The sequence below is a fragment of the Janthinobacterium sp. EB271-G4-7A genome, assembly GCF_020858075.1.
Lineage (GTDB): Bacteria > Pseudomonadota > Gammaproteobacteria > Burkholderiales > Burkholderiaceae_D > Janthinobacterium > Janthinobacterium lividum.
The window spans coordinates 1875398-1901199 of the sequence record NZ_JACYMI010000001.1 but is presented as its reverse complement, the minus strand read 5'-3'; the positions used below and the strand labels follow the sequence as shown (position 1 = coordinate 1901199).

Below are 25802 nucleotides of genomic sequence, written 5' to 3'. Positions count from 1 at the left end.
CTGGTGCGGCTGGCAGGAATTGAACCCACGACCCCTTGGTTCGTAGCCAAGTACTCTATCCAGCTGAGCTACAGCCGCGCAGGCAAACATTATAGCGTATTCATTTCGCTTTGAAAAGTTCGATTTTTCAATCGCTTAGCTGATTTTGCAGAATACCGCCCCGCATGATCGACTACCTTTTCACTGCCAAAAAGCTCACGCCTTTTTATCGATGGGCACTTCTGCTTTCACAGGAGCCCCCAGCGAATCGAGAAGTTGCTGTCTCGAAAGAAGCGGGGATTATAGGGACTGCTTTCCAGCCTGTCCAGTGCTATCTGCAGGCGGCGCGCAAGCGTGCGGTGGCGGCGCGGCGCTTGGGGCTACAATACCAATCAGACAGGGGCGCTTGTGCCTCCCCTAATTCATGACGGCGGGTAATTCCATCATGCCCCATTTAACTGAGCTTAGCGGCGGCGGCCCGGCGGGGCAAGCGCCCGTGCGGCAGACTCACTGTTGCAGGATTTCCGATGGCCAAGCATGACCGCGAGCAAGATCTGCTTCCCCCATCAGCGCCGCTGAGCCTATCCGACGAGCGCCTGGCCAACCTGCTGGAGGGCATCACCGATGGCTTTTGCCTGCTCGACCGCGACTGGCGCATCCGCTATATCAATACGCGCGGCACCGACATGCTGGCGCCGCAGCGTCCGCCTGGCGCCAGCCTGGCCGGCAGCAGCCTGTGGCAAGCCTGCCCGGAACTGCTGGGCACGGAACTGGAAACGCAGTATCGGCGCGCCATGGCGCAACAGCACGGCGGCAGCTTCGAACTGCTGTATACGCCACTGGGGCGCTGGCTGGAAGTGCGCATCTTCCCATCCAGCGATGGCTTGACCACGTATATCCAGGACATCAGCCAGCGCAAGGCCAGCGAAGAAAGCTTGCGCCACAGCGAAGAAGACTTGCGCGCGCTGGCCAATTCCATCCCGCAACTGGCCTGGATCGCCAGCTTCGACGGCACCATTGCGTGGTACAACCAGCGCTGGCACGACTATACGGGCACCAGCGCCGAACAGATGGCGGGCGATGGCTGGAGCATCGCCTATCACGCGCAGCACCTGCCGCCCATGCTGCATGCCTGGAAGGCCGCCTTGCGCGATGGCACGCCCTTCGAAATGGAGTTCCCCATCCGCGGCGCCGACGGCCAGTACCGCTGGTTCCTGACGCGCGCCAATCCCGTGCGCGACCGGGGCGGCCAGTTGCTGCGCTGGTTTGGCACGAGCACCGACGTCGACCAGGTCAAGCGCGCGCAGGAAGCCCTGCGCGATGAAACGCGCGTGCTGGAGTTGCTCAACAATACGGGCGCGGCCCTGGCCGGCACCCTGGACTTGCCGGCCCTGCTGCAGGAAACCGTCGATGCGGCCACGCGCATCAGCGGCGCGCACTTCGGCGCCTTGTATTATGACGATGCGGGCGAGCTCCACGACAGCGCCGCCCCGCTGCCCGCGGCACGCGCCGTCAACGGCATCAGCCTGTGCGAGGCCGATGCCATTGCCACGGAACTGCGCCAGGGACCAGCCATGCGCCAGAACGACTTGCTGGCCGCGCCCGACGCCAGCGCCGGCGGCGCGCCGCCGCTGCGCAGCTGCCTGAGCCTGCCCGTCAGTTCGCGCTCGGGCCTGTTGCTGGGGCGCTTGCTGCTCGGTCATCCGCAGGCGGGCATGTTCAGTGCGCGCAGCGAACGCATCGTTTCGGCCATCGCAGCCCAGGCCGCCGTCGCGCTCGACAATACGCGCTTGTACGCGGCCGCCACGCGCGCCGCGGAAGAGCGCAAGGTGCTGCTCGACAGCGAACGCGAGGCGCGCGCCGAGGCCGAACGCACGAACCAGCTGAAAGACGATTTTCTCACCACCCTGTCGCATGAACTGCGCACGCCCTTGTCGGCCATCCTGGGCTGGGCCCAGGTGCTGCGGCGCGGCACGCGCGACGAGGCCGACCTGCACCGCGGCTTGCAAAGCATCGAACGCAATGCGCGCGCGCAGGCGCAGCTGATCGAAGACTTGCTCGACATGAGCCGCATCACCTCCGACAAGGTGCTGCTCGACCTGCAAACCATCGTGCCCGCCAGCATCATCGCCTCGGCCATCGAAACCCTGCGCCCGGCGGCCGACGCCAAGCACATCGCCATCCACAGCAATATCGCCAGCGATGCGGGCCGCATCACGGGTGACCCCAGCCGCATCCAGCAAGTGATCTGGAACCTGCTGTCGAATGCCCTGAAGTTCACGCCACAAGGAGGGCGGGTCGATATCGACGTGCACCGCGAAGCGACCCGCCTGGCGATCACGGTGGCCGACAACGGCGTCGGCATCAAGAAAGATTTCCTGCCCCACGTATTCGACCGCTTCCGCCAGGCCGACGCCTCGACCACGCGCCGGCATGGCGGCCTGGGGCTGGGGCTGGCCATCGTCAAGCACCTGGTGGAGCAGCACGGCGGCACGGTCACCGTCAGCAGCGCCGGCGACATGCAGGGCGCCAGCTTTACCGTGCGCCTGCCCCTGGGGACGCCGGCCGTTGCCGCGCGCCTGGCGGGCAGCGCCCCGTCCGCCAGCCATGACTTGCGCGGCGTCACGGTGCTGCTGGTCGATGACGAAGCCGATGCGCGCGAGCTGACGGAGCGTATCTTGCGCGACAACAATGCCGAAGTGCACAGCGCCGGCAGCGTGGCGCAAGCGCTGCAACTGCTGGACCAGGTGCGCCCGGATGTGCTGGTCAGCGACATCGGCATGCCCGATGCCGACGGTTTCGACTTGCTGGCGCAAGTCCGTGCGCACGCCTCCCCTGAGGCGGCCCGGCTGCCCGCGCTGGCCCTGACGGCGTTTGCGCAACCGCAGGATCGCCAGCGGGCGCTGGCCAGCGGCTTCCAGGACTGGGTGTCGAAACCGCTCGACCCGGCCGAACTGGTGGCGGCAGTGGCGCAACTGGCCGCCGCGCGCGTGGCCGGCTCGCCGCCTTGAACAGCGCGGCCAGGGCGGCAAGATAGTCGGCAAAAAGATGATGCAAAGAAATACATAGTGCAGAACAAAATAACTATTTTGTGGTTTAGCCTTCCTACTTTCAGACGCGGCACTGTCCTACAAGCAACTAAGCTGAAGTTTGCTACACTGAAATGCAGAAGCACACCTGCATGGCAGGCTGGAGACCGTCGACCTTGGCTGCCGTCATTGGCAGAAGCGAGTTCAAGCGCTGTTGTGCGCCCTATCTTGTTGCAAGGCGCTACTATCATCCGACCGCCGTCAGCCGCGCCGCCAGCCTATTCGCTGCGGTAGAAGCCAGTGTTGCATAGACCGTATAACCGAGACCCTACATGCCCAGCCAAGATGAGATTTTGAAAGCCAAAATTTTGGTCGTTGACGATTCACCCGACAATGTCGACCTGATGCTGGAAATCCTGCGCGATGCCGGCTACACCAATGTCACGGCCACCATGCGTCCGGCGCAGGTCTGCCCCCTGCACCAGGAGCATTGCTACGACCTGATCTTGCTGGATCTGCAAATGCCGGAACTCAATGGTTTCCAGGTCATGAAAGGCTTGAAGGAAATCGAACATGGCGGCTACCTGCCCGTGCTGGCCCTGACGGCGCAGCCGAGTTTCAAGATCGCCGCCCTGGAAGCGGGCGCGCGCGACTTCATCAGCAAGCCCTTCGACCTGATGGAAGTGCACAAACGCATCCACAACATGCTGGAAGTGCGCCTGCTGTACAAGGAACTGGCGCAATACAGCAAGCAGCAGCAGGAACTGGCGCTGCACGATCCGCTGACGGGCTTGCCGAACCGGCGCCTGCTGGAAGACCGCATCGAGCATACCTTGCAGCAATCGGCCCGCAACCGCGGCAAGTCCGCCATCCTGTACCTGGACCTGGACGGCTTCAAGGCCATCAACGACAGCTACGGCCACGGCTATGGCGACGATATCCTGAAAATGGTGGCGGGCCGCCTGGTGGGCGCATCGCGCAAGGAAGACACGGTGGCGCGCATCGGCGGCGATGAATTCGTCATCGTGCTGGGCAACCTGGCCGGCAAGGGCGACGCGCGCGAACCGGCCGCCAAGCTGATCGAAGTCATTTCCGAGCCGTATTTCATCAACGACCTGACCCTGCGCCTGTCGACCAGCATCGGCATCGCCATTTACCCGGACGACGCCAGCACCGTCGAATCCCTGCTGGGCGCGGCCGACACGGCCCTGTATGAAGCCAAGCGCGCCGGCAAGAACCGCTTTTGCTGCACGCCGCACGAAGTGATCGCGGCGCAGGTCAATATGCAGAAAAGCAGCATTCCATCGATCGCCTGAAGTTCCGATCGCCTGAAGTTCTTTACTGAGCGGCACGTAAAAAAACCGGCAAGCCTCACGGCCAGCCGGTTTTTTTGCTTTGGACGCTTTATTTCTTGCCAGCCGTCACTTCATGCTGGCCCGCGTGCTGGTGGTCCGTTTGCGCATTGACGGTGTCCGGCGACACTTCGATGCGCGTGATGCCGGCATCGACGGAAATCGGGTCGCTGGCAGGGAACGTCATTTCCACGGCATCATCGAGCAATTCTTCCTTGGCCCGCTCTTCGCCGCTCATGCCTTCTTCATCGGCCAGGATGGCCAGCGCGCTGGCCCATTTGACGAAATTGAGGTTGGACAGTTCGCGCACGGTGTTCACGCCAAACGCTTGCTGCAAGGCCTTGGCATCCTTCGCGCTGACGCCGCGCAGGGCGCTGATGGGCGCATTGACGATGTCGCGGAAGCTTTTGTCGAGGTATTCCTTGTCGACGATGGTATCGATATTCATGGCATGTCCTTTCGTTTCGGTAAGCGGGCCTGTATCGCGCCCTGCGCCGCGGGGCGGCTATGCTGCATGGGGATGCACAGCCCCACTATGGCAGCGCGCAGCGTCCCGGTATGTGCGCAGCCGTACGTAACGGCGGGAACTTTGCCTGCTGGCGAAAGCGATAATATTGCCTATCATATAAAAATGATGGAAGGAGATCAAAATTGCCGAAAAGACAGAAATTTTTCATCCATGCGCCCCGCGATGAAATCCTCATGTATGATCCACAACTTGAATTTGGTCCTCACCTTTCACCATTCACGGGGCGCTATGTCCGCACAAACAGATCCGAACAAGGAAGCGGCCCAGGCCGATGCGGAACGCGCCGCCGACCTCAGCGAGTTGCTGGGTCATGTCAACACAAGCTGGGACAATGAACGGCGCGCCCTGTCGCGCCAGTTGCACGACAGCCTCGGCTCCTCGCTGACGGCGCTGACCATGCACCTGTCGCTGCTGACGCAAAAGATGCCACAGGAAGCCGCCTTGCTCGACCGCGCGGCGACCATGAAGCAATTGCTGCTGAATGTGATTGAAACCAACCGCCAGATGCAGATGAAGTTGTGGAACGACAAGCTCGAGTTTCTCGGCGTGAATGTGGCGCTGGGCGAGCTGGCCGCGCAATTTGCCGAACAGCACAAGATCACCGTGCGCTGCAGCCTGCCCGAAGATGAACTGATTTGCCCGCGCAACGTGGGCGTGGCCCTGCTGCGCACCCTGGAAGAAGCGCTCGGCAACATCGCCGCGCACGCCCACGCCACGCAAGTGGATATCATCATCGACGACAATGAGGACGCGCTGATGATGACCGTCAAGGATGACGGCGTGGGGCTGCCGAAGAGCGAGCCCGTCGAAATGAGCAAGCACGGCCTGCGCTCCGTGCGCGAGCGCGTGCATTACCTGGGCGGCAGCCTGAGCCTGACGGCCAATCCGCAAGGCGGCACGGCCCTGACCGTCGTCTTGCCGCGCGTTACGCCAAAAGAATAATTTCCCGCAACGGGCGCCCTGCCCGCCTCAACGGGGTAGCGGCATCCCCTCTTCCGGCAACAGCAGTTGCGCCCCCAGCACATCGCGGCGCGCGCCATGCCCGGCCAGGCTGGCGCGATCGCCTTCCAGCACCTGCAAGAAATGTCCAACACGCAACACATCCGTCAATTGCGCCGCCAGGGCGGCATCGGTCGGAGAACCCGCCTGCCGCCATCCCAGCGCCAGCAGGGTTTGCCAAACGTCGGGCAGTGCCGTGCGCCAGCCGGTCGAGGCGAGGAAGACGCCGACCGGCTGCTCCAGCGCTACACAGGCCCGCGCCAGCAAGTCCTCGCGCGCCAGTTCGCCGGGCCAGCCGTCAAACTCGGCGCGCCACAGGGGAAACGTGGCCAACGGCGCCGGCAACGCATCCAGGCTGCTGATGAAGCGGGACTTGCCATAGCCATCCGTGCGGAAACGCGCGACCTGCCGCAGGCTTTCCCCGGCTTCCCCCTTCGCCCTGCAGGCCAGCAGCAGCTGGTAAAAATCGAGCTGCTCCGGGTCCAGGCCCAGACTTTTCAGGCTGATGTAGCGGTCGTCGAACTGGCCCGGCCTGGCGGCGCCGCGCGGCTGCGTGGAAGTATCGTGCATGATTGTCCTTGGCGTGATGGTGGTGACGGTCGGCATCTTTCCCGAGTATAAAGTGTTTGCCGTGTGCAGCCCAGCATCGGCTACACTGGTCAGGCGCGCCGCCGGCGTGCCCTAGTGACCGCTAACATCCCAACGACAGGAGATGGCATGCAACGACTCGCAACGACCTTGCTGGCAGCGCTGCTGGCCATGGGCGCCGCCCAGGCCGCCGACAACACCGTGCTGCCGCCGGAAACCGTGGACAAGCTGGCCTGGCTGGCTGGCTGCTGGAACGTCGATGGCGCCGAGCCCGGTTCCGGCGAACAATGGAGCACGGCCGCCGGCGGCACCATCCTCGGCACCAGCCGCACCGTCAAGGGCGGCAAGACGACAGCCTTTGAATTCGTGCAGATCCGCCTCACGGAGCCGGGCCAGCTGGCCTACATCGTGCAGCCGTCGGGCCAGCCGCCCGTGATCTTCAATCTGCTGCGCCAGGACAAGCCGAATGAATTCATCTTCGCCAACCTGGACAATGACTTTCCGAGCCGCATCATCTACCGCCACAACAGCGAGCGCATCCTGCATGCCAGCATCACCGGCACCTTGAAGGGCAAGCTCACCACCATCGATTTCCCCATGACGCGGGGCCGCTGCGAAGCGGCGCCCATCGCGCGCGGCAAATAAAAAGGGGCCGCAAGGCCCCTTTTTGATGGGATAGCAACGGCTTAGTGCAGCTTGACCTGCGGCGTACTGCGCTTGATCAGGAAACGGCCCATGGCCATGACGGCCGTGCGCACGCTGCCCAGCACGGCATTGTGGTGCATCAGGTGCAGGCTGACATACATCATGCGCGCGACAAACCCTTCGACGAACCAACTCAGGCCCTTCAGGGAACCCATCAGCGTGCCGACCGAAGTGGTGCGGCCAAACGACACGAGCGAACCGTAGTCCAGGTATTCGTACGGCTTCGTTTGCGGCGGCTTGCCCTTGGCTTGCAGCAGGAACGTTTTCAGCAGGTAATCGGCTTGCTGGTGGGCCGCCTGGGCGCGCGGGGGAACCAGCTTGCCATCGGGCCCCGTGCAGGCGGCGCAGTCGCCCAGCGCGAAAATATTCGCGTGGCCCTGGACATTGAGCATGCCCGTCACTTCCAGCTGGCCGGCGCGGTTGGTCGGCAGTCCCAGGGTGGACAGGAATTCCGGCGCGCGGATGCCGGCGGCCCACACGCAGATGTCGGCCGCATAGCTGGTGCCGCTGGCCACCGTCACCTTGTCGGCTTCGATCGTGGTGACGCGCGTGTCGGTCACCACCGTGATGCCATGTTTATGCAGCAGTTTCGAGGCGGCGATGGACACGCGCTCGGGCAGCGGCGCGAGGATGCGCGGCGCCCCTTCGAGCAGGGTGATGCGCACATCCTTGATGGCGTTGAGATTCTGGAAGCCATACGCCGCATACACGCCGCTCGCTTCGCGCAATTCGGCCGCCAGTTCCACGCCCGTGGCGCCGCCGCCGATGATGACGATGTCGACACCGGGGTGGCCCGCGTCGCCCTGGCGCTGCTCGGCCATGGCCAGCAGTTTCAGCAGGGTCAACCGGAAACGTTCGGCATCTTCCGTGGCATTCAGGGAAATCGTGTTTTCCTGGGCGCCGGGCACGCCGAAGTAATTCGACGTGCTGCCCACGGCCAGCACCAGCTGGTCGTAGCTGACAGTGCGCTGCGGCAGCAGCTGCTCATCCTTGTCGGTGGCGATGGCGCCCACGGTGAGGCTGTTCGACGCGGCGTCGAGCCCGATCAACGGGCCATAGACATAGGTAAAACCATTGTCATGCGCCAGCATCTGGTACGACAGGCCCTCTTGATGAATGTCCAGGGTGCCGGCCGCCACTTCATGCAGCGAAGGCTTCCAGATATGGTACAGCCGGCTGTCGACCAGGGTGACCTGGCCGGCGCCGAGCTTACGGCTGAGTTTGCAGGCCAGCTCCAGGCCGCCTGCTCCTCCCCCTACGATAACGATTTTACTGTGCAAAGATCCTCCTGCGTGTTAATCCCTGTGCCCGTTGCCATTGCCGTGACCATTGCCATGGCCCTTGCCCGGCTTGTTGTCATGCTTGTTGTCATGCTTGTCGCGCTTGTCATCATGCTTGTCAAAGTGCTTGTCATGCTTGTTGTCATGACGGCCGCGGTCACCGTAATCGGGACGGCCATGGTCGCCATGCTGCTGGCGGTAACGGGGCACATATTGGTTGTTATACCAACTATCCTGGACGAAATATACCTCTTGGTTACAGGCATTATACTTGCGGCAGTGCTTCGACCAGTTTTTCGCATGGCCGGGCGGCACGCGCAGATAAATGGGGCGCGCCGAATAGTATTGCGGGCGCTGCACGATGATGGGCTGGGCATAGATCAATTGCGGCGCTGGATAGTCGCCTATGTCGATGCGTCCGTAAAAGCCCGGCTGGCCGACGGTGACGGAGACGCCAACCTGGGCGACGGCAGCGGTAGCGGCCGACAGCAGGACGGCGGCGAGAATCAGGGTTTTCATGGGGACACTCCTTTTATCAGTTATGCCGCAATTGTAGACCTTGTACAACCAACTGTTTGTTCGCAAGGACACATAAGGAAAGCCGTGGCAATCTCACCACAGCTTACCCAAAGGCACGACTAGGCCGCTGAACAGCGACCAGTCCGGCGACGCCGCCGTCACACCGCGCGCCAAGCCGATATCGATGGCCAGCCGCGGCGTGGGACTGTAGGTGGCGGCCAACAAGAGCTGCGCCGTGGCCGGCGCGCCGCGCAAGCGCGTGCCCGACACTTCCGCCGTGGCGCCCCAGCGGTCGCTGACGGGCGTGGAAAAGGAGGTCGCCCAGCCCGTTTGCACCCTGCCCGCGCCAGGGTCCGATGCCCCCAGGCGCGTGGCGTTCAGGTTGGCATCCACGTGCACGGCGCCCAGGTCGCGGCTGAGAATGCCGTTCAGCGACACGTCGCTCTTGCCGCTGCCGATGCTGTCCTTGGCTGTCGGCAACTTCCAGCCCAGCTCCAGACCCAGCGCCGTGGCGCTGTCGAGCAAAAAGGCGCGCTTGAGCACGACCGTCGTGTCGCCCACGCCCGTTTCGCGCCGGCCCCTTGCGTCGCGCGCGCGCACAAAACCCTCGCCTTCCAGCAGCACGCCCCATTCGGGCGTAAACGCCAGTTTGAACGTGTACGGCAGGCTGGCGCGGCGCGTGTCGTCCGTTTTCGACAGCAGGCCGCCGGCCTCGAATTCCAGCTGGCCCGGCACGGGCAGCTGGGCGGGACTGGCCACCGAAGGACGGTAAGGCAGGACGGGATCACCCTGCTGCGCCTGCGCCAGCGGCGCCAGGGAGAGCAACAGCAAAGAGAAACGCAGGGAGAAACATAACTGCGGCAGGAAAGGTGACGGCATGGAAAACCCGGAAGTGGCAAACGCGCAATAGCGACAGCCTACCACCACCGCGCCGATTGCGCCCCAGCCCGCCGTTGTCAGGCCAGGCGTCGCACCCGCTGCCTGGCGGCCGGCACTGGCCGGCGCAGCGGCGTGACGTTGCTGGCCGGCGCCACGGCGATGTGCTCGGCCTGGGCATGCAGGCGGAAGACGCCCACCAGTTCCGTCAGGGAGTGCGCCTGGTCTTGCAGCGATTCGGCGGCGGCCGCCGCCTCCTCCACCAGGGCCGCGTTTTGCTGCGTCACCTGGTCCATCTGCAGCACGGCCTCGTTGACTTGCTCGATGCCAGCGCTTTGCTCGGCGCTGGCGGCCGTGATTTCCTGCATGATGTCGGCCACCTGGCGCACGCTGGCGACCACTTCATCCATCGTCTTGCCCGCGTCATGCACGAGTCTGGAACCGATCTCCACCTGCTCGACGGAGTCGCCGATCAGGGTCTTGATTTCCTTGGCGGCACTGGCCGAGCGCTGCGCCAGGTTGCGCACTTCGGATGCCACGACGGCAAATCCGCGCCCCTCCTCGCCCGCTCTGGCCGCTTCCACGGCCGCGTTCAAGGCCAGGATATTCGTCTGGAAGGCGATACTGTCGATGACGCTGATGATGTCGACGATCTTGCGCGAAGACGCATTGATCGATTCCATCGTCTGCACCACTTGCCCCACCACGGCGCCGCCCTTGCCGGCCACCTCCGAGGCGGCACCGGCCAGAGCATTCGCCTGGCGCGCATTGTCCGCGTTCTGCCGCACGGCCGACGTCAGCTGTTCCATCGATGACGCCGTTTCTTCCAGCGAACTGGCCTGCTCTTCCGTGCGCGACGACAGGTCGAGGTTGCCCTGGGCGATTTCGCCCGAGGCCGTGTTGATGGTGTCCGTTCCCGAGCGCACCTGGCTGACGATGCCCACCAGCTTGTCGCGCATGGTTTTCATGGCAAACAACAGGCTGGCGCTGTCGTGGCTGGCCGTGCGGATATCGACGGTGAGGTCGCCCTCGGCGATGGCGCCGGCGATCTTGACGGCATACGCCGGTTCGCCGCCCAGCTGGCGCGTCAGTCCGCGCGTGATCAGCGCACCCAGCGCCAGGCCGGCGGCCACACTGCCCAGCACCAGCGCGATCATGAAACTGCGGCTGGCCTGGTACACGCCCGAGGCTTGCTCGGAAGCAGCCTTGGCGCGCTCTTCTTTCTGCAATGATAATTTGTCGAGCACACCGTCGAGCTCATCGGCATGCAGGCGCGTCTTGTTGAGCAGTTCGACCAGTTGCGCGCTGCGCTGAGCCAGCGGTTCAGCCGCCGCCAGGGTCAGCGCTTGTTGCATGGTGGCAATGTACTCCGCCTCGACAGCGGCGAAGCGGGCAAACAGTTCCTTGGCGGCCGGCGTGACGAACAGCGGCTGGGCCTTGGCAAGATAAGCCCTGTTTGAATCAAGAAATTTGGCGATGTCGGCCTGGCGCGTGGCGCGCTCCTCGGCGGTCGTCGCCAGCAAAAAATTGCTGCGCGCGCGGCCCACCTTGATCAAGGCGATATTGGCTTCCTTGATGTACGACAAGCCCAGCAATTCATGGTTGTACATCTGCCCCGCCATGGTATCGATCTTGCCCATGTTGAAGATGCCGATGCCGGCCACGATGGCCCCCATCAGCGCGACGCAAAAAAAAGCCGTCAGCAAGCGCGTTCCCACCTTCATCCGGTTCAACATGATTTCTCCCATAAGACTGGCCGATACTCGATGTAACTGGAGCGTACTGGCTTGAATATAAAGAAAAAACACGGAAAAAAATGCTCGGATTGTCACCAAACAACAATTCATTGATTTATAGCAACACACAAAACGGCTTGCCATGCTAGGCAAGCCGTTCAGGACGGTACCTGCTTGCCCGCGTTAATGGCCCGTGTGAGCGCCAGGTTTACGCACCGTCATCTCGACGCCACCTTTCAGCACTTGCTTGCCCGCACCCTGGCCGCGCACGGGTTCCGGCAAGGCGCCCGTCCATTCATAGGCCACGCTGCCGGCCGGATGCTTGTACCAGCCCGGGTCGCGATAGTCGCCCGGTTTCTGGTCCTTGCGCACCTTGACCGTGGTAAACATGCCGCCCATGCCGATGGCGCCGAAGGGGCCGTCGCCGGCCATCATCGGCAAGGTATTGTCGGGGATCGGCATCTGCATCTCGCCCATGTCGGCCATGCCCCGCTCGCCCATCACCATGTAGCCGGGCACGAGCTGGTTGATCTTCGCGGCCACGCCCTGGTGGTCGACGCCGATCATGGTGGGCACGTCATGCCCCATGGCATTCATCGTGTGGTGCGACTTGTGGCAGTGGAAAGCCCAGTCGCCCAGGTCCGTGGCCGTGAATTCCACGGCGCGCATCTGGCCCACGGCCACGTCCGTCGTCACTTCGGGCCAGCGCGATTCGGGGCGCGTCCAGCCGCCATCCGTGCCCGTCACCTCGAATTCATGGCCATGCATGTGGATCGGGTGGTTCGTCATGGTCAGATTGCCCACGCGCACGCGCACCTTGTCGCCCTGGCGCACGACCATGGGGTCGATGCCGGGGAAGACGCGGCTGTTGAACGTAAACAGGTTGAAATCCGTCATGGTCATGATCTTCGGCGTGTAGCTGCCCGGATCGATGTCGTAGTTGCTGAGCAAGAAGACGAAATCGCGGTCCACCTTCATGAAGTTCGGGTCTTTCGGGTGCGTCACCCAGAAACCCATCATACCCATGGCCATCTGCGTCATTTCATCGGCATGCGGGTGGTACATGAAGGTACCGGGCCGCTTGGCGACGAATTCATAGACGAAGGTCTTGCCCGGGGCGATGCTGGGCTGGGTCAGGCCCGTGACGCCATCCATGCCGTTGGGCAAGCGCTGGCCATGCCAGTGCACACTGGTGTGCTCCGGCAATTTATTGGTGACAAAGATACGCACGCGGTCGCCCTCCACCACTTCGATGGTGGGCCCTGGCGACTGGCCGTTGTAGCCCCACAGGTTGGCTATCATGCCGGGCGCCAGCTCGCGCACGACGGGTTCGGCCACCAGATGGAATTCCTTGACGTTGTTGTTCATGCGCCAGGGCAAGGACCAGCCATTCAGGGTGACGACGGGGTTGTATGGACGCCCGTTCGGCGGCGGTGGCGGCGCCTTGGTGTCGGCGCCAGCCATGCTGACGGCTTCCGGCAACGATGCCGCACCGACTCTGCTGACTGCGGCGGCGCTCAGGGCGACAGCGCCCGCGTTCATGAAAAAGTTTCTACGTGTAATCATCATTATTCCTTGTTGGCTGGGCCGCTGCCATTGATGGCGCCTTGCAGTTCGGTTTGCGCAATCCAGAAATCGCGCTGGGTCTCGATGGCGCTGTTGACGCTGGCGACCTGTTCGCGCGCATCGGCCAGCAGTTCGAACACGCTGGCCAGCATGCCGTTGTAACGCAGCAATACTTCATGCGAGATCGTCTTGCGCAGCGGCACAACTTCATCGCGGTAGTGGCGCGCCAGGTCATAGGCCGTGCGGTAGCTCGAATAAGCCTCGCGCACTTCCGAGCGGGCCCGCACCGCCGTGCCCGCCGTGCGCTGCAGCGACTGCTCGTACAACGCTTGCGCCTTGGCATTGCGCGCCGAGCCCCAGTCGAACAGGGGCAATTCCAGCGACACTTCATAGCCATTTTCGCGCGGCGCCTCGCTGCTGCTCTTGTTGGTATAGCCCACGTCGAGCACGTTGACGAATCCCGTCACCTTGGCCAGTCCCAGCGCGTCGGCCGTGGCATGCGCGTCGAGTTTCGCTCTTTGCACGTCGAGGCGCTGCTCCATCGCCTGCGCCTCGATATTGCCCGCCTCGGCTGGCTTGGCCGGCAAATCGGGCAAGCGCGACGGCAAGGTGAAGGCCGTTTGCTTGCCCCACAGGCCCAGCAAGCGCGTCAGGTGCTCGCGCGTGGCCGTGGCCTGGTGCCGCGCGCGGGCCAGGTCGCCGACGGCGTCCGCATAAAACACCTGCTGGCGCGCCTGGTCGAGGCGGCTCCAGTTGCCCGCCTGCTGCAAGCGCGTGGCCAGTTCAGCGCCCGCCTCGGCCGACAGCAGCGCCCGCTGCATGAAAGCTTCCGTCTGCACGGCGGCCACGGCATTGAAGTAGGCGCGGCGCGTGTCCGACGCCAATTGCACGGCGCTATTGGCGGCCTGCAGCTTGGCTTGCTCGAAACGGCCCCGCTCGATGTTGACGCGCATCGGCATGGTCAGCAAGCCGGCCAGGTCGAAGCTGACGCTGCGGTCGATTTCATTGCCATGGCTGCCATGCGAGCGGCCGAACGACAGGCCGGGATTGCGCAAGCGCCCCGCCTGCACCAGATCCGCTTCGGACGCGCCCAGTTCGGCCAGCGCCACCTTCATGCCGTGGTTGTTCATCAGGGCGATGCGCACGGCGCTGTCGGCATCCAGGGGCTGGGCCAGCAGGGCAGCCAATTTTTCCTCGCCGCCCTTGTCGGCCAGCGCCGCGGGAGCGCCCGTGCGGGCGTCGGCCAGCGCGGACACCGCCTGCATGCCGCCATCGTGGCTGAAGCTGGCGCAGCCGCTCAGCAGCAAGATTGCCGCCAGCGCCAGCGGCGTCAGGCAAGTTGATTTTGTGAAGCGGGCCATGTCAGTGTCCTTCATGCTGGTGTTGCTGGGCCGGCTTGGCATCCGGCTTCGGACCCGGCTTGGGCATGGCATGCTGCATCGGCATCTTGTGGCCATCCATCTTGTGGCCTTCCATCTTCATCATGCCCATGTGGCCGCCGGCCTTGCCGACTTTCTCGTTGAGGGCGCGCCAGGCCTGGTCGGGCGTGGCGTCGTCCTCGGCGGCGGGACGGTAGCCGGCGAAGGCGGAGCGGTAAGTGGTGGCCGGCACGGATGCTTGCGCCTCTTGCGGGGCGGACGGGGATTGCGCTGCGGCGGCCAGCGGCAGTACAGCCAGCGCGAGGCTGAACAGGTGTTTCATGGTATTCCTTGAATGACAGGGTGTGGCGCGGCGGGCGCGCGACTGGAACGCTGGCGCGGCCGGTGCAAGGCTCAAGATGCTGGGACGTGCGACGGCGGCACCGCCAGGTTCAACGGGCGGTCAGGCGGAGCGCGTGCTTCTCGGGGGACGTTCGGGACCAGGCGGGATATGCCCGGCGAACAGGGAATCGGGCGCCAGCGCGGGAGGCGGCGCGCGCAGGGTCAAGGCGTGCAAGGCTGGCATGCCGGGCGGCGCCGTGGCGCCCACCGTACACGCGCCATGGTTGCTGCAATCGTGGCCGTGGTGCGTGGCGCCGCCATCATCCATGGCCATTTTCATCGGCTGGTCCTGCATGTGCATGCCGGCCATGTCGCCCATGTCATGGCACTGGGGTGCCTGCATGGCCTCGACGGCAACCGTGACGGCGACCGCCAGCTCGTCCACGCAGCAGCTGCGCATGGCCGACGCAAAGCCCTGCATGGGCAGCGTGACGGCCAGCAGCCAGAGCAGCGAGCGGGCGAGAAAGCGGAAAAAGGCACGGTTCATGGCGCCACTATAAACCTTCCCACATGAGGAAGGTCAAGCCCCTATTTGCGCCGGCAGCCGTGCGTCAGCCAGATGACATAGACGCCGTAGTAGCCCTGCCCTTCGAAGATGACCTGGCCATCGGCGAAGGAGACTGTCTCCACTTCATTGACGATGAAATACGCGCGGTTGTCCGCCGCCTCCACATCGCCCCAGTAGCGTGGAACCTGGCTCCGGTAGCCGCTGGCTCGCCCGATCGCGTCCATCAAATCGCTGATCATGAAGTCGTACAGCATTTCGGCCAGCAACGGCCGGTGGCCCGCCAGCATGGCCGTGATGTCGGGATAGCCGGCCTGCATCAGCTCGGGCAAGTCGCTTTCCTCGTCCTGCAGGTCGTCTTCACGGCAAGTCTGGATAAAACTGTTGAACGGCTCGTCGAGCAGGCCCGCCAGCGCCGTTTCCGGCACGCTCAGGCGAAATGGGTGCAGCGGCAGCACGCTGTGCTGGCCATAGTTGAGTCCGCGGCATCCGAGGAAGGCCAGCGGGTGTGGCCGCCCATTGACGTCGCAGCGGATACCAAGTTCTTGCTCAAACGTCATCAACATCCAACCCTGCCATGTCCGTTATCCTCGTTGTACCTCATCAGGGCTATATGGTAAGCGCTGGCAGGCAAACGAAACAGGCTCAGATGCAACAGAAAACAGCGTATCAGTTCATGCCGCACGGCCCGCCTGTCAGGCGGGCTCCGTGATGCCCACGCAATTGCGCCCATTTTCCTTGGCCACGTACAGGGCCGCATCGGCGGCGCGCAGCACGGCGTCCGTATTGCCCGCCTCCTGTTCCGACGATACGACGCCCAGCGATACCGTGACAAAGCCCGCGCCGGGAATCACGGCGGCGGCCACCTTGGCGCGCAAGCGCTCGGCCACCTGCATGGCCACGTCGAGGTCGGCATCAGGCAGCAGCATGATGAATTCATCGCCGCCATTGCGGCACAGCACGTCGGCATCGCGCGAACAGGCGCGCATCAGCTGCGCCAGGCGCAGGATGACGTCGTCGCCCACGGCATGGCCCCACTGGTCGTTGACTTGCTTGAAATGGTCGATATCGATGGCGATGACGGAAAACGGCCGCGCCTGTGCCTGCCACGCATCCAGCGCCGCCGCCATGCCGCGCCGGTTCGACAGCCCCGTCAGCGGGTCCGTCTGCACGTCCGTCTTCAACTTGCCGATCTTGTTCTGCAACAGCGCCAGGCCCTTCAGCAGGGCTTTCTTGATTTGCGCCGCCTCCACGTACCAGGAGCGGATGGCGGCGATGTGCTCGGCAGTGCCGGGCGCATCCATGCGCCGCGCGCCCTCGGCCAGCTGCACCAGGGGCCGCGAAATCAGGCTGGCCAGCCACCAGATGAATGGCAGGCTCAGCAAGGCAATCGGCAGGGAATGCCATACCGTGTTGGCCATCAGCTGGTTCAGCGGGGCCAGGGTCATGGCCGTGGGGCGCTGCGCCACGATGCCCCAGCCCGTCGACGGCATGATGGCGTAGCCGGCCAGCATGTCCACGCCCAGGCTGTTGTGCATGCGCCGGTTGCCGCCGCCCTGCTGCGCGATGATGGCATCGATGACTTCATTGCTGCCGGCCACGTCGCCCAGGCGCTCGGGGTCCGGGTGGTACAGCAGGCGCCGGCTCTGGTCGACCACGTACAGGTAGGAACCGTCGCGGTAGTAATGCTGGCCCAGCATGGTGTACAGGATGTTTTTCTGTTTCAGGTAGATGCTGCCGCCCACATAACCGAGGTAGCGGCCATCCTTGCCCAGGATGGGATGCGAAATGAAGACCACCAGGTTGCCGGCCGAGGAGACGTACGGCTGCGTCACCAGCGGGCGCCGTTCGCGCAGCGCCTGCACGGCACCGGCCGAATCGAGCGTGCGGTTCTTCAAGGCCAGGGTTTCCGGCGACACGCCCAGCACCTTGCCCTGGGCATCGACGATGAGTACGGAATTGAAGCTGTTCGTTTGCAGGCGCAGGCGCTGCGCCTCGTCCGTCAGCCAGTGCTCGTCGCCCATGCGCGATGGCAGGCTGCCAGCGCTGTAGGCCAGCTGCTGGCGCGCCGACTGCAGGAAGTCCTCGGCCGTGCTGGCCAGTTTGCTCGCGTAAGCGTGGTTCGCTTCCAGCGTGGTATCGATCAGCAACTGGCGCTGCACGCTGTAGCTGGCATAGAAGGTATTGGCCAGGGACACCAGGGCGCTGGCGAAGGCCACGAGCACGATCAAACGGCGCAAATTCATGCGCAGAACAGGTTTAGTCCACATGGGGTCGACAAGAGAAAGTATTGCGCTAAAGAAAGGGCGCATTATACCGAGACACCCGTGCCAATATTGAAATGTTGGCATCCATGGTCAAAGAATGTGTACAAGCGGCAACGCAGAGCGCTGCCGCCTTGATATGCGTCAAGCGTGGATGGCGTGCTTGCGGACCCAGTCCGTGTAGCGCTGCATCCAGCCCTGGAAGAAACCGAGGCTGGCCGGGCCGATGCCGCCATGCTCGTCGAACAGGCCTTCCTTGGCCTGGATGAACATTTCCGGTTGTCCCAGCAGCGGCACGTCCAGGTAAGCGAGCACATTGCGCAAATGCTGCTGCGCCAGCGCCGTGCCCGTGGCGCCCACGGAAACGCCGAGCACTGCGCCCGGCTTGCCGCCCCACACGCTCTGGCCATACGGACGCGAGCCGTGGTCGAGGGCGTTTTTCAGCACACCGGGGATCGAGCGGTTGTATTCGGGGGTGAGGAAGAGCAAAGCTTGCGAAGCAGAAATATCCGACTTCAGACGCAGCACCTGCTCGGACTGCGCGCCATCGTCATCCTGGTTGTACAACGGCAAGTCGCCAATTTCGATGTGCTTGAAGGAAAATTCGGGCGGCGCCAGCTTGACGAGCGCATCAGCCAGTTTGCGGTTGAAGGAATCCTTGCGCAGGCTGCCGACGATGATAGCAACGTTATATTGACTCATATAAATCCCCGATGATGATTAAAAAGAAGCCCCGGAGTGGAGTTCACACCGGAGCTATCTTGCCACACAATCATCGGTTTTGCGCTTCTAGCGTGCAGACTGCGCCAAGCCCCGGTATTCGCGGTAATAGCGCCCGCCCAGGTTCGTCAGCACTTCATAGCCGATGGTATTGGCCATGGCCGCCACCGCGTCGACCGGATGTTCGGCGCAGATCAGGTCGACCAGGCTGCCCGGCGCGATGCGCTCCCGGGCGATGGCACTCACGTCGAGCGTGATGGAATCCATCGAGATGGCGCCGATCTGCGGCACTTTCACGCCGTCGACGATGGCCAGGCCCTGGTTGCTCATGCTGCGCAGCCAGCCATCGGCGTAGCCGACGGAAACAGTGGCCACCTGGCGCGGCTCGCTGGCCGTGTAGCGGCGGCTGTAGCCCACGTGGTCGCCGGCGGCAATCGTGCGCGTCTGCATGACCTTGCCTTGCAGGCGCACCACGGAGCGCAGGGGATTCGGTTCGCCGCCCTGCGGCCCGATGCCATACAGGGCCGCACCGGGACGCACCAGGTCAAAGTGGAAATCGGGGGATAAAAAGATGCCCGAGGAATTGGCCAGGCTGGCGCGGTACTGCGGCAAACGGGCGCGGATGGCGGTGAAACGGGCCAGCTGCTCGCCATTCATGGGGTTGCTGCGCTCGTCGGCGCAGGCCAGGTGGCTCATCAGGTAGCGCACCTTGATGCCGTCGAGAAAATGCGGGTCCAGCAGCCAGGCGTCGATTTCCTGCGGCGACAGGCCCATGCGCGACATCCCAGTGTCGACCTGCACGATGGCGTCCAGGGTGCTGCCCAGCGCCTTCGCATGCGCGCGCCAGCCGGCCACCTGGGGCTCGCTGTTGAGCACTGGCGTCAAGCCATGGGCCGTGAATTCGCCTTCCGTGCCGACGGGCGGGCCGTGCAGCACGAAGATGGCGGCGTCCGGCGCCACGTGCGGGCGCAGGCTGATACCCTCTTCCAGGTGGGCCACGAAGAAATGGCGGCAACCTTCTTCATACAGGGCCGCGCCCACTTGCGCGGCGCCGAGGCCATACGCGTCGGACTTCACGACGGCCGAGCAGGCGGCAGGATGCGCCTTGTCGCGCAACAAGCGGTAGTTGGCGCGCACGGCGTCGAGGTCCACCGTCAGGATGGCGCCGCTACGTTCCTTTGGAGGCATGCTGGCCCCCATCTCAAGCCACCGCGTGTTGCAGTTTGCCATTGCCCTGCGCGCCGCTGTAGCGGCTGACGGACAGGTCGTCGGCCAGGATGGCCGGCTTTTTCGACGACATCAGGTCGGCCAGCAATTGCGCCGAGCCGCAGGACATGGTCCAGCCCAGGGTGCCGTGGCCCGTATTGAGGAACAGGTTGCGCAGCGGCGTGCGGCCGACGATCGGCGTGCCGTCCGGCGTCATCGGGCGCAAGCCCGTCCAGAAGGTGGCTTCGGCCGTGTTGCCGCCGCCGGGGAACAGGTCGTTGACGACCATTTCCAGGGTTTCGCGGCGGCGCGGGTTCAGGTTCAGGTTGTAGCCGGCGATTTCCGCCATGCCGCCCACGCGGATGCGGTCGTCGAAACGCGTCACGGCGATCTTGTAGGTTTCATCGAGGATGGTCGACACGGGCGCCTTGGCCGCGTTGACGATAGGCACGGTGATCGAATAGCCCTTCAGCGGATACACGGGGATGTCGAGCAGCGGCTTCATGAAGCCCGTCGAATAGGAACCGAGCGCCACGACGTAGGAGTCGGCCTTGACGATTTCCGCGCCACATTGCACGCCAGCGATTTCATCGCCCTGGGTCAGCAATGCATCGATGGCAACGCCATAGCGGAACTTCACGCCCAGTGCCACGGCCATTTCGGACAGGCGCGTGGTAAACAGCTGGCAATCGCCCGTTTCATCGTTGGGCAGGCGCAAGCCGCCGAACAACTTATCCTTGACCGCTTCCAGGGCCGGTTCGGCGCGCGACAGCTCGTTGCGCTGCAGCACTTCATACGGCACGCCCGCGTCTTTCAACACTTCGATATCCTTGGCGGCGTCGTTGTATTGCTTTTCGGTGCGGAACAATTGCATCGTGCCTTGCTGGCGGCCTTCATACGTGATGCCGGCCTCGGCGCGCAGCACCTTGAAGCAATCGCGGCTGTATTCGGCCAGGCGCACCATGCGTTCCTTGTTCACCGCATACGCTTCCGGTGTGCAATTACGCAACATCTGCCACATCCACTTGAGCTGGGCGGCGCTGCCGTCGAGCGAGATAGCCAGCGGTGCGTGGCGCTGCATCATCCACTTCACGGCTTTCAGGGGAATGCCGGGCGCAGCCCATGGCGAAGCGTAGCCGGGCGAGATTTGCCCCGCATTCGCGAAGCTGGTTTCCAGTGCCGGGCCCGGCTGGCGGTCGATGACGGTCACCTCATGTCCTGCCTTGGCCAGATAGTAAGCACTGGTGACGCCGATGACGCCGCTACCCAGAATCACGATACGCATAGTTTCCTCATTATATTTTTTAGGCTGACGCCAGATTAACCGCTATCATATTGGGAAAGAGCCAGTATTTGTTCACGTATAAATCGAGATATTCAGCAATAAATCATGAGAATCCTTAAAGAATCGGCACGTGGCCTCGACAAGCTGGATCGCCACATCCTGCGCATCCTGCAACAGGATGGCCGTATCTCGATGAAAGACCTGGGCGAACAGGTGGGACTATCCATCACGCCCTGCATCGAGCGGGTCAAGCGCATGGAACGCGACGGCGTCATCACGGGCTACCATGCCAAGGTGAACCCGGCCGCGCTGGGCGCCAAGCTGCTCGTCTTTGTAGAGATTACGCTGAATCAAAAATCCGCGTCCGCCTTCGAGCAATTCCGCCGCGAAGTGCTGCAGATTCCCGAAGTGCAGGAATGCCACCTGGTGTCGGGCGACTTCGATTACCTGATCAAGGCGCGCATCCATGAAATGGCCGAGTACCGCAAGCTGCTGGGCGACATGCTGCTGCAGCTGCCCGGCGCCGCGCAATCGAAAAGCTATGTGGTGATGGAAGAAATCAAGGAAACCCTGGCGCTGTCGACCGACGTGCTGCAAAATCGGTGAAGGTACCGCCTGCCGGTACCGACAGCATCAAATTTTGCACCTTTGTATAATCTTGTAGCACATTCGCGGCGACACAAGCACACTCCTGTCCTGACATCACGCCCGTCCCCTCTGAGATTGGAAGCAGTGATGCACACTGGGAGTCCATATGAACACATTGATAAAACTGGCAGCTTCCTGCCTCGCGGGCCTGGCCGTGGCCATGTGCACCGCCAGTGAATACAAGGTCAACCGCGCGCCGGACAATGGCGCCATCTATCAGAACATCAAGGTGGGCAAGACCACCCGCCTCGACCTCGACGCGGCCCTGGGCAACGCCACCGTCGTCAGCTTCGATCCCGGCTATGAAGTCTGGGTCTACAAGAACCAGCTGCAAGCGCCCAAGGTGACGCGGCTGATCCCCCTGCTGGGCGAAAAGGGCACGCGCGAAGTGGCCGTCATGTTCGACCAGGCGGGCATCGTGCGGAAATTCAGGATACACGAGCCGCGCAAGTAGGCGGCCGGTGCGCTGCGGCGCATGCTGCCACGCCTGCCAGCAACAGCATGGTGGCCGCCGCCTCGGCCAGCGTGGGCCAGCGCTGCTCCCACAAGTAACCGTACAGCAAGGCAAACAGGAATTCAAAGACAATCATCTGCCCCATCAGGGTCAGCGGCAAGACGCGGCTGGCATGGTTCCACAAGCCATTGCCGACGACGGAACACAGCAGTGCGACACCCGTGACGACGCCGGCAAACTGCAGCCAGGCCGTGCCGCCATGCTGGGCGGGTGCGGCAAGCGCGACGGGAATGGCCAGCAGCAGCGCGGCAGCGCCCGTGACCACGCCCGTCAGCGAATTCCATTCCTGCGCCGAGACCGAGCGCAGCCGCCCCAGCCAGCGGCTGTTGCCGACCGCATATACCGTCCACGACAGCAGCGCCGCCAGGGCACATAGCAACCCCAGCAGGGACGAGTGTCCCGGATGCGCCAGCGACTGCCAGCTGATGCAGGCCAGCCCACCCGCGCTCAGCAGCAGTGAAGGGATCAATTTGCGCAGCGGCACGGCATGCCGGTCGCGGCTGCCCACGAGTGTGACGACCAGCGGCAGCAAGCCGATCACCATCGACGTCATGGCCACGCCGCCCGTCTGCACGGCGCTGGCCAGCAGCACGTAATACACGATATTGCCTGTCAGGCTGAGCCAGATCAGCCCGCGCCATTCGCGCCAGGTCAAGGTGTGCAGCAGGCGCCGCCACGACGGCGCGACCAGCACGGCCGCGATCAACCCATACGCCAGGTAGCGGCCCACGGACAGTTCCAGCGGCTGGAAGGCGGGGATCAGCGCCGGCGCCAGGAATACCAGCCCCCACAGTGCGCCCGCGGCTATGCCGGCCAGCATGCCCAGCCCGCTCTTGTTCTCTTGATGCATGGTCAATCTCCTGAAAAGGAGATTGTGGCAACTCTGCCGCGTCTATTCTTGGCGCCAGCTACTGCCTTATTGACCGTTTCTCGCGACATGCGCGCCGGTAGGCCGCTGGCGTGACATCCATGCTGGCACGCATGGCACGCGTCAGCGCGCTCTGCTCGGAAAACCCGGCCGCCAGCGCGATCTCGGCGAGGCTGGCGTCGCTGGCGGCAAGCAATTCGCAAGCCCGTACTATGCGCTGCTGCAACAACCAGGCATGCGGACTGCTGCCCTGCTCTTCGCGGAACAGCGCGTGCAGGCGGCTGACGCTCAGGCTGGCAAAGCGCGCCATTGACGCCGTCGACCACGGCAATCCCGGCTCGGCTTGCACGCGGGCAATCAGCGCGCCCAGGCGCGAGCGCGGTTGCGGCTCTCCCAGCAGCAAGGTATCGAGCAATAGCGGCGTCCAGCCCGTGACGATGGCCGGCGTCAGCGCCTGCTGCTGCGCCATGACGCCCAGATAGTCAATCAGCTTGCGGGCGCCTAGTCCGATCGCCGTATAGGGACGTTCCAGCAGGCGCTGCCAGCTACCGCTGGCCACGGCAGCCGCATCCACGTCGAGGATGATGGAATGGTTGGCCACCTTGCTATGCTGGGCATGCCAGGTGTAAGCCGGTATCACCACGCCGAGCTGCGTATCGACTTTTCCCTCCCTGCCGTCGATTTCCAGCAGCAGCTGGCCGTGCACGGGCAACACCAATTGCACGAAATCATGCCGGTTCGGCGCGCCAATTTCCGCATAGCTGCGAAAGCTGAGGTCGATGGCAGAGTGGAGTGTGCTGGACATGGCGAGGCCGCCTGGGCAAAGAATCCCCTATTTTATCAGTTCAGTTATTGCTTGCAGGCCGTGCGATACGCGCGCCTGACGCTGCCCGCTTGCCCTACACTGGCGTTTTATCCTTCCCTACCTCCATGCAACGACCCGCAAACCTCGCCCACATCTCCGTCGAACAAGACTGGCAACACACGACTGCGTATCCACCGCTCGGCTTCACCCCGTTCGCCGAAGGGGCGCTGGGCAACGGCGACACTTTCGGCCTGTACTGGCCCATCGGCCGCGAAGCGTGCGAACCGATCGTGGTCGAAACGTGGCACGACGAATGGCGCATCCAGCCGCATTTTTCCAGCCTGACGGCGTTTCTGCAAGCCCATGCAGCAGCGGAGGACGAGTATGTCGGCACGCCATCGCTGGCCGACGACCCCGCTTCGCCGCGCGCCGCCTTCCTGGCAGCCAAGGAATTGATTACTCAGCGCAACCCGAACGCGGCCATCGCGCTGCTGGAAGCGGCGCTCGCCATCGTGCCCGAATACACGGACGCCCTGGTGCTGCTGCATGGCCAGTACGTGCGCGCGGGAAGAATCGGGGAAGCCGTCAAGGTGGCCATCCAGGCCATCATTTCGCCGCCATCGTTTGGCGGCCCGCCATTCAAGGCTTTGCAATGGCTGCGCACGCAGGCGGTGCCGGAGGGGGAATTTGATCCCATCTGGCGCGCCTGCGGGCAGCTGTCGTTCAACTTTGGCGGCAGCAAGGAAAATGCCGATTACCCCGTGCTGCTGGCCGCCATCGCCACCTATCTGGAGCAGGAAAACTACCGTTGCGCTTCGACCCTGATGCAGACCTACGCCGAACTGATGAGCGCGGAAACCGTGTCCTTCCAGGAGCGCTACGCCTTCGAGCCGGCCGCCTTCATTGCGCGGCAAATCGGCGTCAGCGCGATGCTGCCGCAGGGCAGCCGCGACCCGGTGGCGCTATGGTCAAGCGAGCTGGCCTAGCTGCTGCCGGAACAACTTGCGATACGCCGAGGGCGACGTCTTCAAATTCGCCTGGAAATGCTGGCGCAGCGACAGGGCCGTGCCGAAGCCGGCCTCTTGCGCCACGACATCGATCGAGGCGGCGCTTTTCTCCAGCATGCCTTGCGCATGCGCCAGGCGCTGGTTCAACAACCACTGCTTGAACGACGTTCCTGTCGCCTGGCGGAAGTGGCGCGTGAAATTGCGCCGGCTCATGGCGGCCCGTTCGGCCAGCGCGTCGATGCTGTGCGCCTGGCCCAGGCTGGCCGTCACGCAGGCGAGCACGTCGGCAAAGCGCCCTTCGCTGCCGGACACGGGCAACGGACGCGCGATGAATTGCGCCTGCCCGCCCTGGCGGTGCGGTGCCACCAGCAGCCGGCGCGCCACGCGGTTGGCCACCTCGGCGCCGGCCAGCTGGCGCAGCAGGTACAAACAGCAATCGAGGCCGGCCGCCACGCCCGCCGACGTGAGCACGCCGCCATCATCCACGTACAGCACTTCCCGGTCCACCCTGACCCTGGGATAGCGGGCCGCCAGCCGGTCCGCCATGCCCCAGTGCGTGGCTGCGCTCTTGCCATCCAACAAGCCCGCCTGCGCCAGGGGAAACGCGCCCAGGCACAGGCCCACCATGCGCGCCCCGCGCCGGCTGGCGGCCTGCAGCGCATCGACCAGGGGTGCCGTCGCAGCGCGGCAATCGTCGTGCCAGGCCGGCATGATGACGATATCGGCCCCGTCCAATCCTTCCAGGCCGAACTCGGGTGTAATGGCAAAACCGGCCGCCGTGCGCAAGGGCGCGGGATCGGCGGCGCACACGCGCACGTGGAAAGGCGGCAGATCGGCCTCGTCCGTCTGGGCGCCAAACACGAGGCAAGGCACGGACAAGTGAAATGGCGTCATGCCGTCGAAGGCGATCACGGCCACGCTCAAGGGAGAGGCAGAAGCGGGAATAGTAGTCATGGCCCGATTTTATCGCATACAGGCCTTCGGGCCACTTTTTATTGACAGCATGCGGGCAGACAATGACGGTATCGGGGAAGCCCTTCCCCGTTCAACCATGCCAGGAGT

The 25802-nt window shown here is 63.8% G+C and carries 25 protein-coding genes and 1 tRNA gene; 7 read left to right on the top strand and 19 right to left on the bottom strand.

What is annotated here, in order from left to right; genetic code table 11:
• Position 1: 1 nt before the first annotated feature.
• Positions 2-78: transfer RNA gene (locus IGS58_RS08620), tRNA-Arg, on the bottom strand.
• A 428-nt stretch (positions 79-506) separates the two neighbouring features.
• Between IGS58_RS08620 and IGS58_RS08615 the strand changes: the two genes are divergently transcribed.
• Positions 507-2990, top strand: a complete 2484-nt coding sequence (locus IGS58_RS08615; RefSeq protein ID WP_230521097.1) for a hybrid sensor histidine kinase/response regulator — start codon at positions 507-509, stop codon at positions 2988-2990.
• Positions 2991-3340: 350 nt separating this feature from the next.
• Positions 3341-4324: a GGDEF domain-containing response regulator gene (locus IGS58_RS08610; protein ID WP_230521096.1), complete on the top strand. Its 984-nt coding sequence runs from the start codon at positions 3341-3343 to the stop codon at positions 4322-4324.
• An 88-nt stretch (positions 4325-4412) separates the two neighbouring features.
• Here the strand turns inward: IGS58_RS08610 and IGS58_RS08605 are convergent, their stop codons facing one another.
• Complete coding sequence (locus IGS58_RS08605) at positions 4413-4808, bottom strand: hypothetical protein (protein ID WP_230521095.1); 396 nt, start codon at positions 4806-4808, stop codon at positions 4413-4415.
• 309 nt (positions 4809-5117) lie between these two features.
• On the opposite strand from IGS58_RS08605, the gene IGS58_RS08600 reads away from it, so the two are divergent.
• Positions 5118-5831 carry a sensor histidine kinase gene (locus IGS58_RS08600; protein ID WP_034783087.1) on the top strand — a complete coding sequence of 238 codons (714 nt, stop codon included), beginning with the start codon at positions 5118-5120 and terminating at the stop codon, positions 5829-5831.
• A gap of 27 nt (positions 5832-5858) precedes the next feature.
• Here IGS58_RS08600 and IGS58_RS08595 read toward each other — a convergent pair whose 3' ends face one another.
• Positions 5859-6458, bottom strand: a complete 600-nt coding sequence (locus IGS58_RS08595) for a hypothetical protein (RefSeq protein WP_230521094.1) — start codon at positions 6456-6458, stop codon at positions 5859-5861.
• A gap of 147 nt (positions 6459-6605) precedes the next feature.
• Here IGS58_RS08595 and IGS58_RS08590 point away from each other — a divergent pair, with 147 nt between their 5' ends.
• Positions 6606-7121 carry a DUF6265 family protein gene (locus tag IGS58_RS08590; RefSeq protein ID WP_230521093.1) on the top strand — a complete coding sequence of 172 codons (516 nt, stop codon included), beginning with the start codon at positions 6606-6608 and terminating at the stop codon, positions 7119-7121.
• A gap of 41 nt (positions 7122-7162) precedes the next feature.
• Here the strand turns inward: IGS58_RS08590 and IGS58_RS08585 are convergent, their stop codons facing one another.
• The 13 genes from IGS58_RS08585 to IGS58_RS08520 all read right to left on the bottom strand — a co-directional run bounded on the left by IGS58_RS08585 (position 7163) and on the right by IGS58_RS08520 (position 20898).
• A complete protein-coding gene (locus tag IGS58_RS08585) occupies positions 7163-8461 on the bottom strand; it encodes an NAD(P)/FAD-dependent oxidoreductase (RefSeq protein ID WP_034783085.1) in 1299 nt (432 codons plus the stop codon).
• A 15-nt stretch (positions 8462-8476) separates the two neighbouring features.
• The gene (locus IGS58_RS08580; protein WP_176376052.1) at positions 8477-8980 is read right to left on the bottom strand and encodes a hypothetical protein; all 504 of its coding nucleotides are present in this window, start codon (positions 8978-8980) and stop codon (positions 8477-8479) included.
• 93 nt (positions 8981-9073) lie between these two features.
• Positions 9074-9859: a transporter gene (locus IGS58_RS08575; protein WP_230521092.1), complete on the bottom strand. Its 786-nt coding sequence runs from the start codon at positions 9857-9859 to the stop codon at positions 9074-9076.
• A 77-nt stretch (positions 9860-9936) separates the two neighbouring features.
• Entirely contained in the window at positions 9937-11592 is a 1656-nt protein-coding gene (locus tag IGS58_RS29150) for a methyl-accepting chemotaxis protein (RefSeq protein WP_329957977.1), read from the bottom strand.
• 183 nt (positions 11593-11775) lie between these two features.
• Entirely contained in the window at positions 11776-13158 is a 1383-nt protein-coding gene (locus IGS58_RS08560; protein ID WP_230521091.1) for a multicopper oxidase family protein, read from the bottom strand.
• 2 nt (positions 13159-13160) lie between these two features.
• On the bottom strand, positions 13161-14519 hold the full coding sequence (locus IGS58_RS08555; RefSeq protein WP_230521090.1) for a TolC family protein: 1359 nt from the start codon (positions 14517-14519) through the stop codon (positions 13161-13163).
• Between the two features lies 1 nt (position 14520).
• On the bottom strand, positions 14521-14859 hold the full coding sequence (locus IGS58_RS08550; RefSeq protein WP_230521089.1) for a hypothetical protein: 339 nt from the start codon (positions 14857-14859) through the stop codon (positions 14521-14523).
• A 120-nt stretch (positions 14860-14979) separates the two neighbouring features.
• Positions 14980-15405 (bottom strand): hypothetical protein, encoded by a 426-nt coding sequence (locus tag IGS58_RS08545; RefSeq protein WP_092605841.1) that lies wholly within the window; start codon positions 15403-15405, stop codon positions 14980-14982.
• A gap of 41 nt (positions 15406-15446) precedes the next feature.
• Positions 15447-15983 (bottom strand): hypothetical protein, encoded by a 537-nt coding sequence (locus IGS58_RS08540; RefSeq protein WP_230521088.1) that lies wholly within the window; start codon positions 15981-15983, stop codon positions 15447-15449.
• A gap of 135 nt (positions 15984-16118) precedes the next feature.
• Complete coding sequence (locus tag IGS58_RS08535; RefSeq protein ID WP_230521087.1) at positions 16119-17669, bottom strand: sensor domain-containing diguanylate cyclase; 1551 nt, start codon at positions 17667-17669, stop codon at positions 16119-16121.
• A gap of 162 nt (positions 17670-17831) precedes the next feature.
• Complete coding sequence (locus IGS58_RS08530; RefSeq protein ID WP_070280283.1) at positions 17832-18389, bottom strand: NADPH-dependent FMN reductase; 558 nt, start codon at positions 18387-18389, stop codon at positions 17832-17834.
• Between the two features lie 87 nt (positions 18390-18476).
• The gene (alr, locus tag IGS58_RS08525) at positions 18477-19595 is read right to left on the bottom strand and encodes an alanine racemase (RefSeq protein WP_230521086.1); all 1119 of its coding nucleotides are present in this window, start codon (positions 19593-19595) and stop codon (positions 18477-18479) included.
• A 13-nt stretch (positions 19596-19608) separates the two neighbouring features.
• Positions 19609-20898 (bottom strand): D-amino acid dehydrogenase, encoded by a 1290-nt coding sequence (locus tag IGS58_RS08520; protein WP_034783073.1) that lies wholly within the window; start codon positions 20896-20898, stop codon positions 19609-19611.
• A gap of 105 nt (positions 20899-21003) precedes the next feature.
• Here IGS58_RS08520 and IGS58_RS08515 point away from each other — a divergent pair, with 105 nt between their 5' ends.
• Entirely contained in the window at positions 21004-21504 is a 501-nt protein-coding gene (locus IGS58_RS08515; protein WP_070222192.1) for an Lrp/AsnC ligand binding domain-containing protein, read from the top strand.
• A 148-nt stretch (positions 21505-21652) separates the two neighbouring features.
• Entirely contained in the window at positions 21653-22000 is a 348-nt protein-coding gene (locus tag IGS58_RS08510; RefSeq protein WP_034754978.1) for a hypothetical protein, read from the top strand.
• Here the strand turns inward: IGS58_RS08510 and IGS58_RS08505 are convergent.
• Both IGS58_RS08505 and IGS58_RS08500 read right to left on the bottom strand, forming a co-directional pair.
• Positions 21975-22910 carry a DMT family transporter gene (locus tag IGS58_RS08505; RefSeq protein ID WP_230521085.1) on the bottom strand — a complete coding sequence of 312 codons (936 nt, stop codon included), beginning with the start codon at positions 22908-22910 and terminating at the stop codon, positions 21975-21977. The genes IGS58_RS08510 and IGS58_RS08505 overlap by 26 nt on opposite strands.
• 58 nt (positions 22911-22968) lie before the next feature.
• Entirely contained in the window at positions 22969-23733 is a 765-nt protein-coding gene (locus IGS58_RS08500) for an AraC family transcriptional regulator (protein WP_070256609.1), read from the bottom strand.
• Between the two features lie 125 nt (positions 23734-23858).
• Here IGS58_RS08500 and IGS58_RS08495 point away from each other — a divergent pair, with 125 nt between their 5' ends.
• Positions 23859-24719: a hypothetical protein gene (locus IGS58_RS08495; RefSeq protein ID WP_230521084.1), complete on the top strand. Its 861-nt coding sequence runs from the start codon at positions 23859-23861 to the stop codon at positions 24717-24719.
• Here the strand turns inward: IGS58_RS08495 and IGS58_RS08490 are convergent.
• A complete protein-coding gene (locus IGS58_RS08490; RefSeq protein WP_081345631.1) occupies positions 24702-25664 on the bottom strand; it encodes a GlxA family transcriptional regulator in 963 nt (320 codons plus the stop codon). The two genes, IGS58_RS08495 and IGS58_RS08490, sit on opposite strands and share 18 nt — an antisense overlap.
• Positions 25665-25802 lie beyond the last annotated feature (138 nt).